The sequence below is a fragment of the Phenylobacterium sp. genome (genome assembly GCF_035309685.1).
Classification (GTDB): domain Bacteria; phylum Pseudomonadota; class Alphaproteobacteria; order Caulobacterales; family Caulobacteraceae; genus Phenylobacterium.
The window spans coordinates 161,368-175,602 of sequence record NZ_DATGEX010000064.1 but is presented as its reverse complement, the minus strand read 5'-3'; the positions used below and the strand labels follow the sequence as shown (position 1 = coordinate 175,602).

17 protein-coding genes and 1 riboswitch are annotated in these 14,235 nt (G+C 68.9%); of the genes, 7 read left to right on the top strand and 10 right to left on the bottom strand.

What is annotated here, in order from left to right; all coding sequences use genetic code 11:
- Window positions 1-17: 17 nt before the first annotated feature.
- Window positions 18-500: a DUF1203 domain-containing protein gene (locus VKQ35_RS19835; RefSeq protein WP_324364451.1), complete on the bottom strand. Its 483-nt coding sequence runs from the start codon at window positions 498-500 to the stop codon at window positions 18-20.
- A gap of 166 nt (window positions 501-666) precedes the next feature.
- On the opposite strand from VKQ35_RS19835, the gene VKQ35_RS19830 reads away from it, so the two are divergent.
- Window positions 667-1,029 (top strand): DUF1428 domain-containing protein, encoded by a 363-nt coding sequence (locus tag VKQ35_RS19830; RefSeq protein WP_324364450.1) that lies wholly within the window; start codon window positions 667-669, stop codon window positions 1,027-1,029.
- A gap of 3 nt (window positions 1,030-1,032) precedes the next feature.
- Here the strand turns inward: VKQ35_RS19830 and VKQ35_RS19825 are convergent, their stop codons facing one another.
- The 8 genes from VKQ35_RS19825 to VKQ35_RS19790 all read right to left on the bottom strand — a co-directional run bounded on the left by VKQ35_RS19825 (window position 1,033) and on the right by VKQ35_RS19790 (window position 6,455).
- Window positions 1,033-1,935, bottom strand: coding sequence for a LysR substrate-binding domain-containing protein (locus tag VKQ35_RS19825; protein WP_324364449.1), 903 nt, complete (start codon window positions 1,933-1,935; stop codon window positions 1,033-1,035).
- Window positions 1,936-2,025: 90 nt separating this feature from the next.
- Window positions 2,026-2,691 (bottom strand): DUF2461 domain-containing protein, encoded by a 666-nt coding sequence (locus VKQ35_RS19820; protein ID WP_324364448.1) that lies wholly within the window; start codon window positions 2,689-2,691, stop codon window positions 2,026-2,028.
- A gap of 36 nt (window positions 2,692-2,727) precedes the next feature.
- A complete protein-coding gene (locus tag VKQ35_RS19815) occupies window positions 2,728-3,123 on the bottom strand; it encodes a hypothetical protein (protein ID WP_324364447.1) in 396 nt (131 codons plus the stop codon).
- Window positions 3,124-3,221: 98 nt separating this feature from the next.
- On the bottom strand, window positions 3,222-3,659 hold the full coding sequence (locus tag VKQ35_RS19810; protein ID WP_324364446.1) for a PaaI family thioesterase: 438 nt from the start codon (window positions 3,657-3,659) through the stop codon (window positions 3,222-3,224).
- A 10-nt stretch (window positions 3,660-3,669) separates the two neighbouring features.
- Window positions 3,670-4,194, bottom strand: a complete 525-nt coding sequence (locus tag VKQ35_RS19805; protein WP_324364445.1) for a 6,7-dimethyl-8-ribityllumazine synthase — start codon at window positions 4,192-4,194, stop codon at window positions 3,670-3,672.
- An 85-nt stretch (window positions 4,195-4,279) separates the two neighbouring features.
- A riboswitch (FMN riboswitch) is annotated at window positions 4,280-4,440 on the bottom strand.
- A gap of 103 nt (window positions 4,441-4,543) precedes the next feature.
- Window positions 4,544-4,987 carry a flagellar basal body protein gene (locus VKQ35_RS19800; protein WP_324364444.1) on the bottom strand — a complete coding sequence of 148 codons (444 nt, stop codon included), beginning with the start codon at window positions 4,985-4,987 and terminating at the stop codon, window positions 4,544-4,546.
- Window positions 4,987-5,331 carry a rod-binding protein gene (locus VKQ35_RS19795; protein WP_324364443.1) on the bottom strand — a complete coding sequence of 115 codons (345 nt, stop codon included), beginning with the start codon at window positions 5,329-5,331 and terminating at the stop codon, window positions 4,987-4,989. The genes VKQ35_RS19800 and VKQ35_RS19795 overlap by 1 nt, the downstream gene beginning before the upstream one ends.
- Window positions 5,331-6,455, bottom strand: a complete 1,125-nt coding sequence (locus tag VKQ35_RS19790) for a flagellar basal body P-ring protein FlgI (RefSeq protein ID WP_414692369.1) — start codon at window positions 6,453-6,455, stop codon at window positions 5,331-5,333. Before VKQ35_RS19790 ends, VKQ35_RS19795 begins: the two co-directional genes overlap by 1 nt.
- A gap of 211 nt (window positions 6,456-6,666) precedes the next feature.
- Here VKQ35_RS19790 and VKQ35_RS19785 point away from each other — a divergent pair, with 211 nt between their 5' ends.
- The 4 genes from VKQ35_RS19785 (at window position 6,667) to VKQ35_RS19770 (ending at window position 10,759) form a co-directional block, all read left to right on the top strand.
- Window positions 6,667-7,098: a flagellar assembly protein FliX gene (locus VKQ35_RS19785; RefSeq protein WP_324364442.1), complete on the top strand. Its 432-nt coding sequence runs from the start codon at window positions 6,667-6,669 to the stop codon at window positions 7,096-7,098.
- 93 nt (window positions 7,099-7,191) lie between these two features.
- Complete coding sequence (gene dksA, locus VKQ35_RS19780) at window positions 7,192-7,620, top strand: RNA polymerase-binding protein DksA (protein WP_293372079.1); 429 nt, start codon at window positions 7,192-7,194, stop codon at window positions 7,618-7,620.
- Window positions 7,621-7,866: 246 nt separating this feature from the next.
- On the top strand, window positions 7,867-9,939 hold the full coding sequence (locus VKQ35_RS19775) for an NAD(+) synthase (protein ID WP_414692368.1): 2,073 nt from the start codon (window positions 7,867-7,869) through the stop codon (window positions 9,937-9,939).
- A 55-nt stretch (window positions 9,940-9,994) separates the two neighbouring features.
- Window positions 9,995-10,759, top strand: a complete 765-nt coding sequence (locus tag VKQ35_RS19770) for a hypothetical protein (protein ID WP_324364441.1) — start codon at window positions 9,995-9,997, stop codon at window positions 10,757-10,759.
- 21 nt (window positions 10,760-10,780) lie between these two features.
- Here VKQ35_RS19770 and VKQ35_RS19765 read toward each other — a convergent pair whose 3' ends face one another.
- A complete protein-coding gene (locus tag VKQ35_RS19765; RefSeq protein ID WP_324364440.1) occupies window positions 10,781-11,377 on the bottom strand; it encodes a TIGR00730 family Rossman fold protein in 597 nt (198 codons plus the stop codon).
- 90 nt (window positions 11,378-11,467) lie between these two features.
- Between VKQ35_RS19765 and VKQ35_RS19760 the strand changes: the two genes are divergently transcribed.
- Both VKQ35_RS19760 and VKQ35_RS19755 read left to right on the top strand, forming a co-directional pair.
- Window positions 11,468-12,256 (top strand): carboxypeptidase-like regulatory domain-containing protein, encoded by a 789-nt coding sequence (locus VKQ35_RS19760; protein WP_324364439.1) that lies wholly within the window; start codon window positions 11,468-11,470, stop codon window positions 12,254-12,256.
- 31 nt (window positions 12,257-12,287) lie between these two features.
- Window positions 12,288-14,108 (top strand): ABC transporter ATP-binding protein/permease, encoded by a 1,821-nt coding sequence (locus VKQ35_RS19755; protein ID WP_324364574.1) that lies wholly within the window; start codon window positions 12,288-12,290, stop codon window positions 14,106-14,108.
- The last annotated feature ends 127 nt before the right edge of the window (window positions 14,109-14,235 follow it).

Sequence of the window (14,235 nt, the reverse complement as noted above, 5' to 3'; positions counted from 1 at the left end):
CGCGTCGTCCGGATCGGCTAGGCGCGGTCGATGCGCGCCAGGTAGCAGCCCCAGCCGACGGTGTGGGCGTGCAGGTAGGCGACCTGCGGCTGGCCGAAGAAGCGGCCGATGGCGCGCTCCACCTCGCCCTTTGGCGCGAAGCCGGCGTCGATCATCATGCCGTCCTCGCGGAACGCGCGCAGCGAGACCGCGTCGCGGACCGCCAGGGCGCCGGGAAGCTCGTTGACGGCGCGGCGGGTCGCGCGCGCCTTCTCGTTGACGAAGATGGCGTGGCGGGCGCGGAAGGGCGTATCGGCGGGCTGATGCTCGTAGTTGAGCAGCAGGACCGTATCGCCGACCTGGGCGTCCTCCAGCTCGACGCGGCTGGGAAAGCCCGTGGGGCTGTCGACGACGCGGCGGATCACGCCGCGGTCGGCCAGATCCGCGTCGGAAAGGCCGAATAGCGGGGCGAACGGCTCCAGGGGAAGGCCGGAAACGACGTAGGATTGGGTGGCGGACATGCGGGTCTCCTTTGCGGCCGGAACATCGGGGCGGGAGGCCTTGGAGCCAATCTGGCGAAATCAACACATGTCCGAAAGCCGCCACTCGGCGGGTGGGCTTGGCGCCTGGCGCCGGGTCTGAGAGGCTAGCGCCGAGCCCCCAATGCGAAGCCAGAGGAGCCTCGTCATGTACGTCTGCGGTCTGGTGATCCCAGTGCCTGAGGACAGAATCGAGGCCTATCGCCAATGGGCGCAGAACGGCGCGCAGGTCTTCAAGGACTACGGCTGCCTGGAGATCGTCGAGAGCTGGGAGGACTTCGTCCCCGACGGCAAGCAGACCGACTTCCGCAAGGCCGTGGCCGCCAAGCCTGGCGAAAAAATCGTCTTCACCTGGCAGGTTTGGCCCGACAAGGCGAGCTTCGAGGCCGCCGAGGCGAAGATGCACGAGGAGGGGCGCCTGGACACCGGCGGCGAGCCGCCGTTCGACCCCGGCCGTCTGATCCTGGGCTGTTTCCAGCCGGTCTTCGCCATGGGGCGGACCGAGGCCTAAGGGCTAGGCGTCGGCGGCAGCCAGCATCGGCGGGGCCGGTGCGGTGGCGGCTTCCTCGATCAGCCACTCGCGGAAGGCCTTCAGGCCGCGCTTAGGCGGCTGGCCCGGCAGGATCAGGTGGAACCTGGCCGGCGTGCGGGTGAAGCCAAAGGGCGCGACGAGGCGGCCCGCGGCGATGTCGTTGGCGACGTAGATCCAGGGCGAGATGCCGACGCCCAGGCCGGCGACGGCGGCCTCCTGCAGATAGAACAGGTGCTCGTATTCGCGGCTCTCCGGCTCCGGCGGGACCGGGATGCCCGAATGGGCCGACCACTCGTCCCAGGCCTGGCGGTGCGAGCGGGTGTAGAGCCTGGGCGTATGCGCCAGGTCCAGGCCGCCGCGCGCCAGCTCCGGGGCGACGATGGGGCCGTGGAAGTTGTCCAGGAAGGCCGTCGACGTCAGGCCGTCGCCGACCACGCTCTCAGTCAGGCGGATGGCGGCGTCGAAGGGTTCGCGGGTGAAGTCGACCGGGCCATAGGCCTCGGTGACCCGGATCGAGAGCTCGGGATGGCGCGCGTGGAAGCCCGACAGGCGCGGGATCAGCCACTTCATCGCGAGCGTGCCGACGCAGGAGACGTGCAGCTCGCGGTCGGCCGCGGCGCGCACCTCGCGGAACGACTGCTCCAGCTCGTCGAAGATGTGCCCGAGCGACCGGGACATGCGCTCGCCGGCGTCGGTGAGCTTCAGGGCGTTGCGGGGGCCCTGCGTGAGCTTGGCGCCGCAGAGCGCCTCGAGGCTTCGGACCTGGCGGCTGACCGCGCCGTGGGTGACGCAGAGCTCGTCGGCCGCGAGGCTCATCTTGCCGAGCCGCGCGAACGCCTCGAAGGCGCGAAGGGCTGTCAGGGGGAGTTGGCTGCGCTTGGCCATGTGACCTCAGCTCACGAACGTCAGCCTGGATATAACCGCAGTCGCCGAACCGCCCAAACGACATCTGGGCGCCCCGTCCGTGATCTCAGCTCACAGATCGGCCAGCCAGTTCACCAGGGGCGCCAGGGTGGTGAAGGCGGCTATGGTTTCGGCGAACAGCGCCTCGCTCTCGACCGTCTTGCGGTCGGTGATATCGCGCCAGGCGTTGAGGCCCTTGCGGCGCAGGAGGGCGGCGCGCGGATGGTCCCGGGCGTAGGGCTGCGGTACCCGTTTCAGCTCGGCGCCTTCGATGCGCAGCCCGGCCTTTTCCAGCCCGGCCAGGATCGCTTCCAGGGCGGGGCCCTTCTTCGCGTCGGCCGCCGCCGCGCGGTAGGCGTCAAGCACGGGCCCCGAAAAGTCGAAGCCGCCGGCGCCAACCAGGACACGCTCCGGCTCCAGGCCGAAGAAATAGCCGCAGGCGGTCATCTCGCCGCTTCGGGCCGGGAAGGCGATGTGCAGGTGGGCGTTGTAGGGCCGCTTGTCCTTGGAGAAGCGGACGTCGCGGTGAATGCGGAAGATCTTGCCGGTGACGGGGCGGCCGGTGAGATCGGCGAGCGCCGGTTCGAGGGCCGCCAGCAGGTGCTCGGCCGGGCCTTTGATCGCCTGGTCGTAGGTCTTGCGGTGGGCGGCGAACCATTCGCGGTCGTTGTTGTCGCGCAGGTTCGCGAGGAAGCCCATCGCCTCGGGTGGAAAGCCGGGAAAGCTGGCGTCGGTCATGGGCGGCCGATCATCGCGGGGCCGGTCACGCGCGCGTCAGAACGGCGTCTTGACCTGCACGCCTTCGCCGCCTGGGCCGAGCTTGTCGTCCGCCAGCCACTCCGCCTTGGGCTGGGCCGGCGGCACCTTGGCGGCGGCGGGCGGGGCTGCCTTGTCGGCGGCCCGCTGGCCGGCGGACGGGGCGGCGAAGATGGCGGTGGCGAGTTTGCGGGCCTCGCGCTGCTCGGCCTCGGTCGGCTCGGTGGCCGACGTGCTCGAGGTGGCGTTCCGGGGCTTGCCGGGAGGCGGCTCGGGCCCGCGCCAGGGCTCGACCCGCTCATCGGTGCGCGGGTCGGTCACCTGGGCCAGCGCTGGTCCCGCCGCGGCAGCCATGACCGCCACGGCCAAGGCCAACGCGAGCGGGCGAAGCGGAACGCGGGGAACTTGGGTCATGCTAGCAAAACCCCGGGTGCGAGGGTTGGTTTCTCAGGCTTCAACCTAGTGTGGCGCCCCACGATCCGCCAGGGCCAAGCTCGCGGACCTGCGCGAATTCAGCCGGTCCGCCGCATCTCGCCTCCGACCACCTTGAAAACCGCGTTGGCCCGCGCGCAGGGCTGGCCGTCGGCGGTGACGAAGGCCTGGGCGAAGCAGAGGGTGCGGCCCGGCTTCACGAACACCGTGTCGAACTCCAGCCACTGGCCCTCCAGCGCGCTCGCTAGGAAGTCGACGTTGAGGTTGACGGTGACCAGGCCGCCCGTGTGCCCCAGCATGGCGCCGCAGGAGAGGCCCATGGCGTTATCGGCCAGCGCCCCGATCAGGCCGCCGTGCACGAAGCCGCGGCTGTTGGCGTGGGCCGGACTGGCGCGCAGGCCCAGCACCACCGCGCGATCGGTCTTGCGGCTGTAGAGCGGCTCCCAGGGCTCGGTGAGCGCGCTCTTGCGGTCGTGGGGTTCGAACCCGGCCGGCGGGCCGTCGGTGACGATGTTCATGGCCGCCCCCTCACGCCGCCGCCAGCTGGGCGAGGCTCGTCAGCGTCCCGACACAGGCGCGCGCGGCCTCCTGGCCCTTCACCCGGAAGTGGTCGTGGAAGAACCGCTGGTGGACCTCGTGCTCGTGGAAATGATGCGGCGTGAGCACGACGGAGAAGATCGGCGTCTCGGTGGCGAGCTGCACCTGCATCAGCGCCGTCACGACGGTCTGCGCGACGAACTCATGGCGGTAGATGCCGCCGTCGACCACAAAGGCCGCGCCGACGATGGCGGCGTAGCGGCCGCTGCGGGCCAGCGTCTGGGCGTGCAGCGGGATCTCGAAGGCGCCGGGGGTTTCGAAGCGCTCGACGGTCTCGGGCCCGAGGCCAAGGGCGGCCATCTCCTCGAGGAAGCCGGCGTAGGACTGCTCGACGATCTCGCGGTGCCACTGGGCGTGGACAAAGGCGATCCGCGCGGCGCGGAAGGCGCCGTTGGCGGTTGGGAATTCCAGGGTCTGGGCCTTGGTGGTTGGGGTGGTTTGGGTAGCTTGGGTCATGGTCATCTCCCGGATGGGTTCGAGGAACCACGACTCAGGGAGACGCCGCCCACGCGCGATCGGCCGAGGCCAGGCGCACGCGTTCAGCGGTTCTCATAACCGGACTCTAACCGTCGGCCCCGGGATCGCACCGGTGTCTGCTTGTCCCTGAAGTCCCGAAAGACCCCAGGCGCCCGCGGGCTCGTCCCTCCATCGCTGGAAGACATTACCGCCGGTGGGGACTTCCACCCCGCCCTGAGAACGTAGATCGCCGGAAACGCTCCGACGACGCGAGCAGGTTAGGACCGGGCAAGCCAGAAAGTCAAACGGGCGTTTGAATTCTGGTCCCCGCGCGAGGAAATGGAGGCGTCTAGGCGCGCTTGTTGAGCGTGATGGCGGTGGCGGCGGTCGCCTGGTTCTGCGTGCCCGAGGCGCCGTAGCTGACGCCTTTCTGCCGCTGGCCGGCGATCTCCTCGGCGATGGCCCGGACCAGGCCCTCAGTGACTTCCTTCACCGCTCCGACCGCGCGGGCTTGGCGGGCGAGGACGGCGTCGAAGGCCTCAGTGGCGCGGCGCAGGCGCAGGCGCAGCGGCGCAGGCGAAGCCGAGATCAGGCCGGGATTGGCGCGCACCCGGGCCGATTCATGGCGGTAGAGGTTGGCGAGCCGGCTGGTTTCCTCGACATGCACCGCGGCGTCCTGCGGACGGCGGTTTTCGAAGGCCTTGGCCTGCTCGGCGACCAGCGCGGTCAGCCGGTCGGTGAGCATGATGAGCTGTTCGACGCGCTCGGCGGCTTCTTCCGGGGTCATGACCATCAGTGCAGCCCCTGCATCTTGAGCATCTCGCGCTGGACCGAGGCGGCGAGACCGATGCCGCCGGTCTTGACCATCTTATCGGCCATGGATTCAGCGAGCATCGACTGGAACATCTTGGCGCCCGATCCGCCGGTGAAGGCCTTGTCGACGTTGTCGTCGTCCTTGCTGAACATCTCGTTGAGCATCACCGACAGGAACGAGGCCTCGAACTTCTGGGCGGTCTGATGGATCTGGGCGCGCTTGGCAGTCTCGGCGGCGCTCATCGGCGGATTGGCGCCGCCGCCGGCCGCGGGCGTCGGGGTCAAGAGGTTCGCGGGCGCGCTGGCGGCGGTCAGGTCGCTCATCACTGCACCTCGATCTCGGCCTGCAGCGCGCCGGCGCTCTTGATGGTCTGCAGGATGGAGATCATGTCGCGGGGCGTGACGCCCAGCGCGTTCAGGCCGGCGACCAGGGACCCCAGAGACGCTCCGTTCTTCAGCGTCAGGAACTGCTTGCCCTTCTCCTCGTCCACCGAGACGTCGCTCTGCGGCACGATGGCGGTGGTCCCGCCCTTGGAGAAGGCGGTGGGCTGGCTGACCTGCGAGCTCTCCTTGACCGTGATGGTCAGGTTGCCCTGCTGGATCGCCACGGTGGAGATGCGCACCGCGTCGGTCATGGTCACGACGCCGGCGATCTCGTCGATGATCACCTTGGCCGGGGTGTCGGTCTCGACGGAGAGGTTCTCCACCTGACCGACGAAGCTCACCATGTCCTGGCCGGGCGGCGGGCGGATGGCCACGATCGTGGGGTTCTGCAACTGGGCGCAGCCGGGGAAGCGGGCGTTGATCGCGTCGGCGACCCGCTGCGCGGTGCTGAAATCAGGATTGTGCAGGGTGAGGCGCATGACCGTCATGCTGGCCAGCTGGAAGCCGGTGCCCTCGCCCTCGACGGTGGCGCCGCCGGCGATGCGGCCGGCGGTGGGGACGCCCTTGGAGACCGTCGAGCCCGAAGCGCCCGAGGCGCTGATCGCGCCGGTCTGCACCGTGCCCTGCGCCTCGGCGTGGCCGTTGCCGTCGATGCCCATCAAGGGCGTCATCACCAGGGTGCCGCCCTGCAGGCTCTTGGCGTCGCCGATCGCCGACACCGTCACGTCGAACCGCGAGCCCGGCGCGGCGAAGGCCGGCAGGTTGGCGGTGACCATCACCGCGGCCACGTCCTTGGTGTTGGGCGAGGCGGCGCGGGTGTTGATGCCCAGGCGCTCGAGCGCGGACTGGATGCTCTGCTGGGTGAAGGGCGCGTTGCGCAGCGCGTCCCCCGTGCCGTTCAGGCCCACGACGATGCCGTAACCGATCAGCTGGTTGTCGCGGACGCCCTCGAAGGAGACGATATCCTTGATGCGCGATTTGGCGGCGGCGGGCGCGGCGCAGGCGCCGAACATCAGGCCGGTGGCCAGCAGGAGGACGGAAAAGGCGCGGAAGGTCGGACGCATGGAAACCCGATGAAGCTGCTTCGCGGTTTCCTATGCGAGCGGCGTGCCAGTCGGGCAGCCCCGGAAAATGCAGGAAAATCAGTGGGACGCGGCGGGCTGACGCGGGCAACGCGGCGCCTCGCGGCAGTTTTTGCCCGGCATTAACCATGCTGCAAGCTTGCGGGCCGACAAGAGGGATCAGAGTACGAGCCATAGGGATTGAGCGCGCAGCATGAAGGTCACCGGCCCAGGCGGGATCGGATCGTCCTCAGGCGCACGCCCAGCGCGCGGCGCCGACGGCGAAGGCTTCCGCATCATCACCCCCGAAAGCGCCGGCGGCGCCGGTCAGGTCTCCAACGTCTCGGCAACGCGCGGCGTCATGGGCGTCGAGGCGCTGATCGCCCTGCAGGACGTCGGCGGGCCGCTGGAGCGCAAGCGCCGGGCCGTGCGCCGCGCCGGCCGCATCCTCGATGTCCTGGGCGAGATCAAGGTCGGCCTCCTGGAAGGCGAGCTTTCCAGCGCCGAGTTGGACCGCCTGCGCCGGGCCATTCGCGACGAACGTGACGCTACGGAAGACCCCGGTCTCGAGGCGGTTCTGGACGAGATCGAACTGCGCGCCGCCGTCGAGATGGCCAAGCTCGAGCGATCGGCGCGTGCGGCGTAAAGGCACGCGATTGCAAGCATGGATTGAAACCACTGTTTTGTTTGCTATAAGCCCCCCGCGTGTCTCGGGGTGTTTTGGGGGCTCGGAGTGTCCATGAAGGCATCAGCCGTATTGGCCGATCGACCTGGTTACCGTCCTTCTGAGGACGAAGAGTTCATGAATGAGCGTCAGCTTGAGTATTTCAGGCAGAAGCTCATCGACTGGAAAGAGGATATTCTCCGCGAATCTGGAGAGACCCTCAAACATCTACAGAGCGAAACCGAGAATCATCCCGACCTTGCCGACCGCGCATCGTCGGAGACCGACCGGTCTCTTGAGCTGCGGACGCGAGACCGGCAACGCAAGCTGATCTCCAAGATCGACGAGGCGCTGCGGCGAATCGAAGACGGCTCTTATGGGTATTGCGAGGAGACCGGCGAGCCGATCGGCGTGGCCCGTCTCGACGCCCGCCCGATCGCCACGCTCAGCCTGGAAGCCCAGGAGCGCCACGAGCGCCGCGAGCGGGTCCACCGCGACGACTAGGCAAATCATCCCTCCTCTTTAGGGGAGGGACAGGCCGCGTAAGCGGGCAGGGTGGGGGATTCGCGTTCAAGCGCCGGCCCTGCACGCTGCCCCACTCTTCCCCACCCGTCTCCCCCGGATCAAGTCCGGGGTCGCCACCCTCCCCGGAACGGGGAGGGATGATTTTTGATTTCTCAACGCTCCGCCTATATATGCTCAAAGTGAGCATTTCTCCCCGGCGGCAAATCAGTCGCTAGTGGCGGGAGGATGAGGGGCGGACCGCCTGTGACGAAATCCCCGAAGAACCCGTTCTACGCCATGCGCCGTCACGGCTTTGTGCGCGTGGCCGCCTGCACGCCGGCGGTGGCGGTGGGCGACCCCGGGTTCAACGCGGCGGAAACCCTGGCGCTTGCCAAGGAAGGGCATGCGCGCGGCTGCGACCTGATGCTGTTTCCGGAACTGGGGCTCTCGGCCTACGCCATCGACGATCTCTTCCTGCAGGACGCCCTGCTGGCCCGCGTGGAGGCCGAGATCGCCGGCCTGGTCGAGGCCAGCAAGACGCTCAGCCCCGTGCTGATCGTCGGCGCGCCGGTGGCCCATTGCGGCGCGCTCTACAACTGCGCGGTGGTGATTTCGCGGGGCAAGATCCTTGGAGTCACGCCCAAAAGTTTCCTGCCCAACTATCGGGAATTCTACGAGAATCGCTGGTTCGCGCCGGGCGCCGGCGTCACCGGCCTGACGATGCGGCTGGCCGGGCAGGACGCGCCCTTCGGGACCGACCTGGTGTTCGCCGCCGGCGACCTGGCCGACTTCAGCTTCGCCGCCGAGATCTGCGAGGACTTCTGGTCGCCAACCCCGCCCTCGACCCAGGCGGCGCTGGCCGGCGCCCTGATCCTCTGCAACCTCTCGGCCTCGAACATCGTGGTCGGCAAGGCCGATGAGCGGGAGCTGCTCTGCGCCTCGCAGTCCATGCGCTGCATGGCCGCCTACCTCTATTCGGCCGCGGGGCCGGGCGAGAGCACCACCGACCTGGCCTGGGACGGGCAGGCGACCATTCATGAGCTCGGCAAGCTGATGGCCAAGACGGACCGCTTCCCGGTCCGGGCGCAGATGGCGGTGGCCGACATCGACGTGGAGCGGCTGCGCCTGGAGCGGATGCGGACGCCCACCTTCAACAACGCGGCCGTGGCCGCCGGCCGGCCCGAGCGGTCGTTCCGCAGGATCGCCTTCGAACACAAACCGGTCTTCGAGGACATCGGCCTGCTGCGGCCGCTGGACCGCTTCCCCTTTGTGCCGGACGACCCGGCGCGCCTCGACCAGGACTGCTACGAGGCCTTCAATATCCAGGTGCAGGGCCTGACCCAGCGGCTCCGCGCGACGAAATCGAAGCATCTGGTGATCGGCATCTCCGGCGGGCTGGATTCCACCCACGCCCTGCTGGTGGCCTGCAAGGCCTTGGACGCCCTGGGAAAGCCCCGCGCCGACATCCTGGGCTTCACCATGCCGGGCTTCGCCACCAGCGAGGGCACCAAGTCCAACGCCTGGGCGCTGATGAAGGCGCTCGGCGTCACCGGCCAGGAGATCGACATCAAGCCCGCGGCGCGCCAGTTGCTCGCCGACCTTGGCCATCCCTTCGCCAAGGGCGAGCCGGTCTACGACATCACCTTCGAGAACGTGCAGGCGGGCCTGCGCACCGACTACCTGTTCCGGCTGGCCAACCAGCATTCCGGCTTCGTGCTGGGCACCGGCGACCTCTCGGAATTGGCGCTCGGCTGGTGCACCTACGGCGTCGGCGACCAGATGAGCCACTACAACGTCAACGGCTCGCTGGCGAAGACCCTGATCCAGCACCTGATCCGCTGGACCATGAAGACCGGGCAGTGCCCCGGCGCCGCCGAGGTCCTGAACGCCATCCTGGAGACCGAAATCTCGCCGGAGCTGGTGCCGGCCGACGCCAAGGGCGCCATCCAGTCGACCCAGGCCAAGGTCGGGCCCTACGAGCTGCAGGACTTCAGCCTGTTCCACATCACCCGCTATGGCTTGCGGCCGTCGAAGGTGGCGTTCCTGGCCTGGCACGCCTGGCGCGACGCCAAGCTTGGCGCCTGGCCGCCGAACTTCCCGGAAGAAACCCGCAACGCCTACGATCTGGCGGCCATCAAGAAGTGGCTGGGCGTCTTCCTGTTCCGCTTCTTCGAGATCAGCCAGTTCAAGCGCTCGGCCATGCCCAACGGCCCCAAGGTGATCTCCGGCGGCGCGCTATCGCCCCGCGGCGACTGGCGCGCGCCGTCGGACGGCACGGCCAAGGTCTGGCTGGACGAGCTGGAAGCCAACGTTCCCTAGGCGGCCATTTCCCTCCCGCCCTCGATGCACCTAAGCTCACGGCCGAGGGGGACCCATGGACATCCACACTCCGAAGCCGTGGCGCGGCTTGCGGGAATTCCTGAAGGAATACGCGATCATCGTCGTGGGCGTACTCACCGCGCTCGCCGCGGAGCAGTCCGTGGAATGGCTGCACTGGCGGCATCTCGTCGACGAAGGGCGGCGTGATCTGGCGGTGAGCTACGCCAAGATTGAGTGGATCGCGTCGGAGCGTGAGCTCCGGTCACCTTGCTTCGGCGCGCGGCTGAACGAGATCGCCGGCGCGCTGGATCAGGCCACGAAAACCGGTCACTTGCCGCCCGTCGGCGACATCGGGGCTCCGCCCCTGCGGCTTTGGTCGGAGACGGAATGGCCTGCCCTGGTCGCCGCCCAAACGGCCGTGCATTTCCCACGCGAGGAAGCCCGACGATACTCGGCGATAGCTGACTATCTCCGGGAGATCGACTCCGAGAACAATCAGGAGATGGCCGATTGGGTGACCCTCTACACGATCGTGGGTCCGGGCCGGGCGACGGGCGAGGGGGAGCTGTCGAAACTGCGATCCTCCTTCGCCTCGGCGCTGTTCCACGCGCGAGACCTTCGCCTGGAGGCGTCTGAGATCACCGACAGAATCAGCGAGACCCACCTGCGGGCTGATGAGGCGACGATGAAGGCGACGGCCGCACGTATCGCGAAAACCAGGGACACAGTCCGGACCTGTCCGCCGATGGGGCCCGCGCCAGCCGCGTACAATCACGCCCCGCTTGAGCGCCTCGGGCTCGACGGGCCTCTGCACAAGTGAGGCCGCGCTTCGCGGATAGCCCTAGGTCACGCTCGTGAGCATCGACGACGCGCCCGCCTTCGGGCCGGCGAACAGCGACGGCACAATGTCCTCGACCCTGTCGACCACCGTCCAGGCGTCCATGAAGGACGGCGGGGTCAGCTTGGCGTCGACGGTGTGCTGGAAGAGGGCGAAGAGCGGCTCCCAGAAGCCGTCCGGATTGTAGAACACCACCGGCATGGTGTGCAGATCGAGGCGGCGCCAGGACAAGAGCTCGACGATCTCCTCCAGGGTGCCGATGCCGCCCGGCAGGATCACGAAGCCGTCGGATTCCTCGAAGAAGCGCTGCTTGCGCTCGTGCATCGAACCCACGACCTCATGCTGGACGCTCTCGAGCGCGCGTTCCTTGCCGACCAGGAAGTTGGGGATGACGCCCAGCACCTCGCCGCCGGCCGCGTGGGCGGCGCGCGCGCAGGCGCCCATCAGGCCGACGCCGCCGCCGCCGTAGACCAGCCGCAGCTTCGCCGCCGCCAGCGCCCGGCCCAGATCGCCCGCCGCGCGCAGATAGGCGGGGTCGGCCGCGTCGGACGAACCGCAGAACACGCAGACGGACTTCAGGCTATTGGGCGAGCGGCCCATAGGACAGTACTCCAGGGGAAGGCCGTGCTTGTGGCGGCGCGGCGAAAGCCCGATTAGCTAGGCTCTGGGTTAAGGAGTTTCAACCAAGCCGTGATTTCCGCGAAGCGCCACATCGCCGCGTTGGCGGCCGCAATGCTCGGCGTGCTGGCGCTGGCGGCGTGTAGCGCCAAGCCGCCTTCGGCGGCGGCCGACGGCGCGGAGGCGGCGGCGCAGGACTATCTGAGTCCGCCGAAGGTCGACACCGTCCGCGCGGGTGAAGGCGGCGTGACCCTGGCCGGAACCGCGCCCGTCGGCGGCAAGGTGCGCCTGGCGACACCGACCGGCCAGGCGATGTTCTCCACCGTCGACGCCCAGGGGCGCTGGGCGATCGCGCTTCCGCCCGCCGCGGAGCCGCGGATTTTCGGCGTCTCGGCCAGCGCCGGCGGGCGCCAGACCCAGGCCGAGGGCTATCTGCTGGTGACCCCGGCCGGCCAGGCGGCGCTGCTGCGGGCCGGCGCCAGCGCGATGCGCCTCGACCCCGTCGCGCGGCCGGGCCTGCGAAGCGTCGACTTCGACCGCGGCGGCGGTGTGGAGGTCGCCGCCCAGGTGTCGCCGGGCGCGACGGTCATCCTGCATCTCGACGGCCGCCAGGCCGACGAACGCCGCGCCGACGCCAACGGGCGCTATGAGGTGAGCCTGGGCTCGCCGACCCCGATCCGGCCCGGGCCCCACCAGATCGAGGTGCGGGGCGACGGCTTCGCCGACCAGGTCTCGGTCAAGGTCGCGCCGGCCCAGCCCCTTGCGCAGGGGCCATTGCGTAGCCAGTTGACCCCTGCCGGCCCCAGGGTCGACTGGATGACGCCGGGCGGCGGCGTGCAATCCACGCTTCTGATTCATTAGGGACGAACGGTTGGCCTTCGCGCACCCCGGAATGATGCGCCGCTCGGGCGGGGACAGCCCGCTGGTGGAGACGAGGTTCAGCTTCTGGGGCTCGCTCGCCGATCTGTGGCGGCTGGTCATGCGCTCCGGCGCGCCGCAACTGCGCCTGCGAATCGCTGCGGCCCTGATCCTGGTGTTTGTCGGCAAGGGCGCGGGCGTGATCGCACCGGTGGCCATGGGCGCGGCGATCGATACCCTGCGCCCTGTCGTGGGCGGAGGCCAGGCGCTCGGCGTGACCTTCTTCGCGCTCGTCACCGGCTTTGCGGCGTTGCGGCTGCTAGCCGCCTGCGCGCCCTATGCCCGCGACGCGATCTTCACCAGGGTCTCCCAGTCGACTATGGCCAAGGCGGCGGTGGAGACCTTCGCCCACGCGCTCGGCCTTTCGATGGATTTCCATCAGAGCAAGCAGACCGGGACGCTGACGCGGATCATCGACCGCGGTTCGCGCTCCACCGACTTCCTGATCCGCAGCCTGATCTTCAATCTCGGCCCGACGATGGTCGAGCTGGTCATGGCCATGGTGGTGATGGTGGTGCGCCTGAACTGGGCGTTCGCGGCCACGGCGCTGGCGACCATGGTGCTCTACGTCGTGGTGACGTTCCGGATCACCAACTGGCGGCTTTCGCACCGGCGGGAGCTCAACGACACCGACAACCGGGTGGCCGGCCTCTCGGGCGACGCGCTCATCAACTACGAGACGCTCAAGACCTTCGGCGCCGAGGCGCGCATCGTCGAGACCTATGAGGCGGCGATGGAGGACTACGTCAACGCCAGCGCGCGCGCGAACGCCTCGCTCAATCTGCTGAACGCCTCGCAGTCGGTGATCCTGAACGTCGGCCTGGGCGCCATGACCGCCATGGCCGGCTATCTGGTGGCCAACGGGACGCTGAAGATCGGCGACATCACCATGGCGATCCTGCTGCTGAGCGGCCTCTACGCGCCGCTGGGCATGCTGGGCTTCCAGTACCGCGAGATCCGCCAGGCCTTCATCGACATGGAGCAGATGACCTCGCTCAGGGACGTCGAGCCCAACATTGTCGATGCGCCCGACGCGCGCGAACTGCCGCCGGCCAGCGGGCAGGGGGCCTCGATCGCCTTCGACCACGTGACCTTCAAGCACGACGCCCGCTCGGTCGGCCTCAACGACGTGAGCTTCGTCGCCCCGCCGGGAACAACGACGGCCCTGGTTGGCCCGTCCGGCGCTGGCAAGACCACCGCCGTGCGCCTGGCCATGCGGCTGCTCGATCCGAACCAGGGCAGCGTGCTGATCGACGGCCTGGACATGACCCGGGTGAAGCAGGCGGCGCTGCGCCAGGCCGTCGCCCTGGTGCCGCAGGACGTGGCGCTGTTCAACGAGAGCCTCTACGCCAACATCGCCTTCGCCAGGCCCGGCGCCGCCACCGGCGAGGTCCGCGCCGCCGCCGAGGCCGCCGAGCTCGGCCCATTCATCGACAGCCTGCCCAACGGCATGTCGACCATGGTCGGCGAGCGCGGCCTGAAGCTCTCCGGCGGCGAGCGCCAGCGGGTGGGGATCGCCCGCGCCCTGCTGGCCAATCCCCGGGTGCTAATCCTCGACGAGGCGACCAGCGCGCTCGACGGCCCCACCGAGGCGGCGATCCAGGAGACCCTGCGGCGCGTGAAGGAAGGGCGCACCACGCTGGTCGTGGCCCATCGCCTGTCGACCATCGTCGACGCCGACCAGATCCTGGTCCTGCGGCGTGGCAAGATCGTCGAACGCGGCACGCACAACGAACTGCTCGAAAAGCGCGGCGAGTACGCGGCGCTCTGGAAGCGGCAGACGCGGGAAATCTAGCGCCCGCTGCGCGCCTTTCGAGGCGACGGCCTGTCAAACGGATTCTGCAAAATCATGCCTGCATTTTTGTGCACAGGTGACTCTTTGCGCAAACCCTCTCCCATTTCGCCGCAATCCGCCCATATAT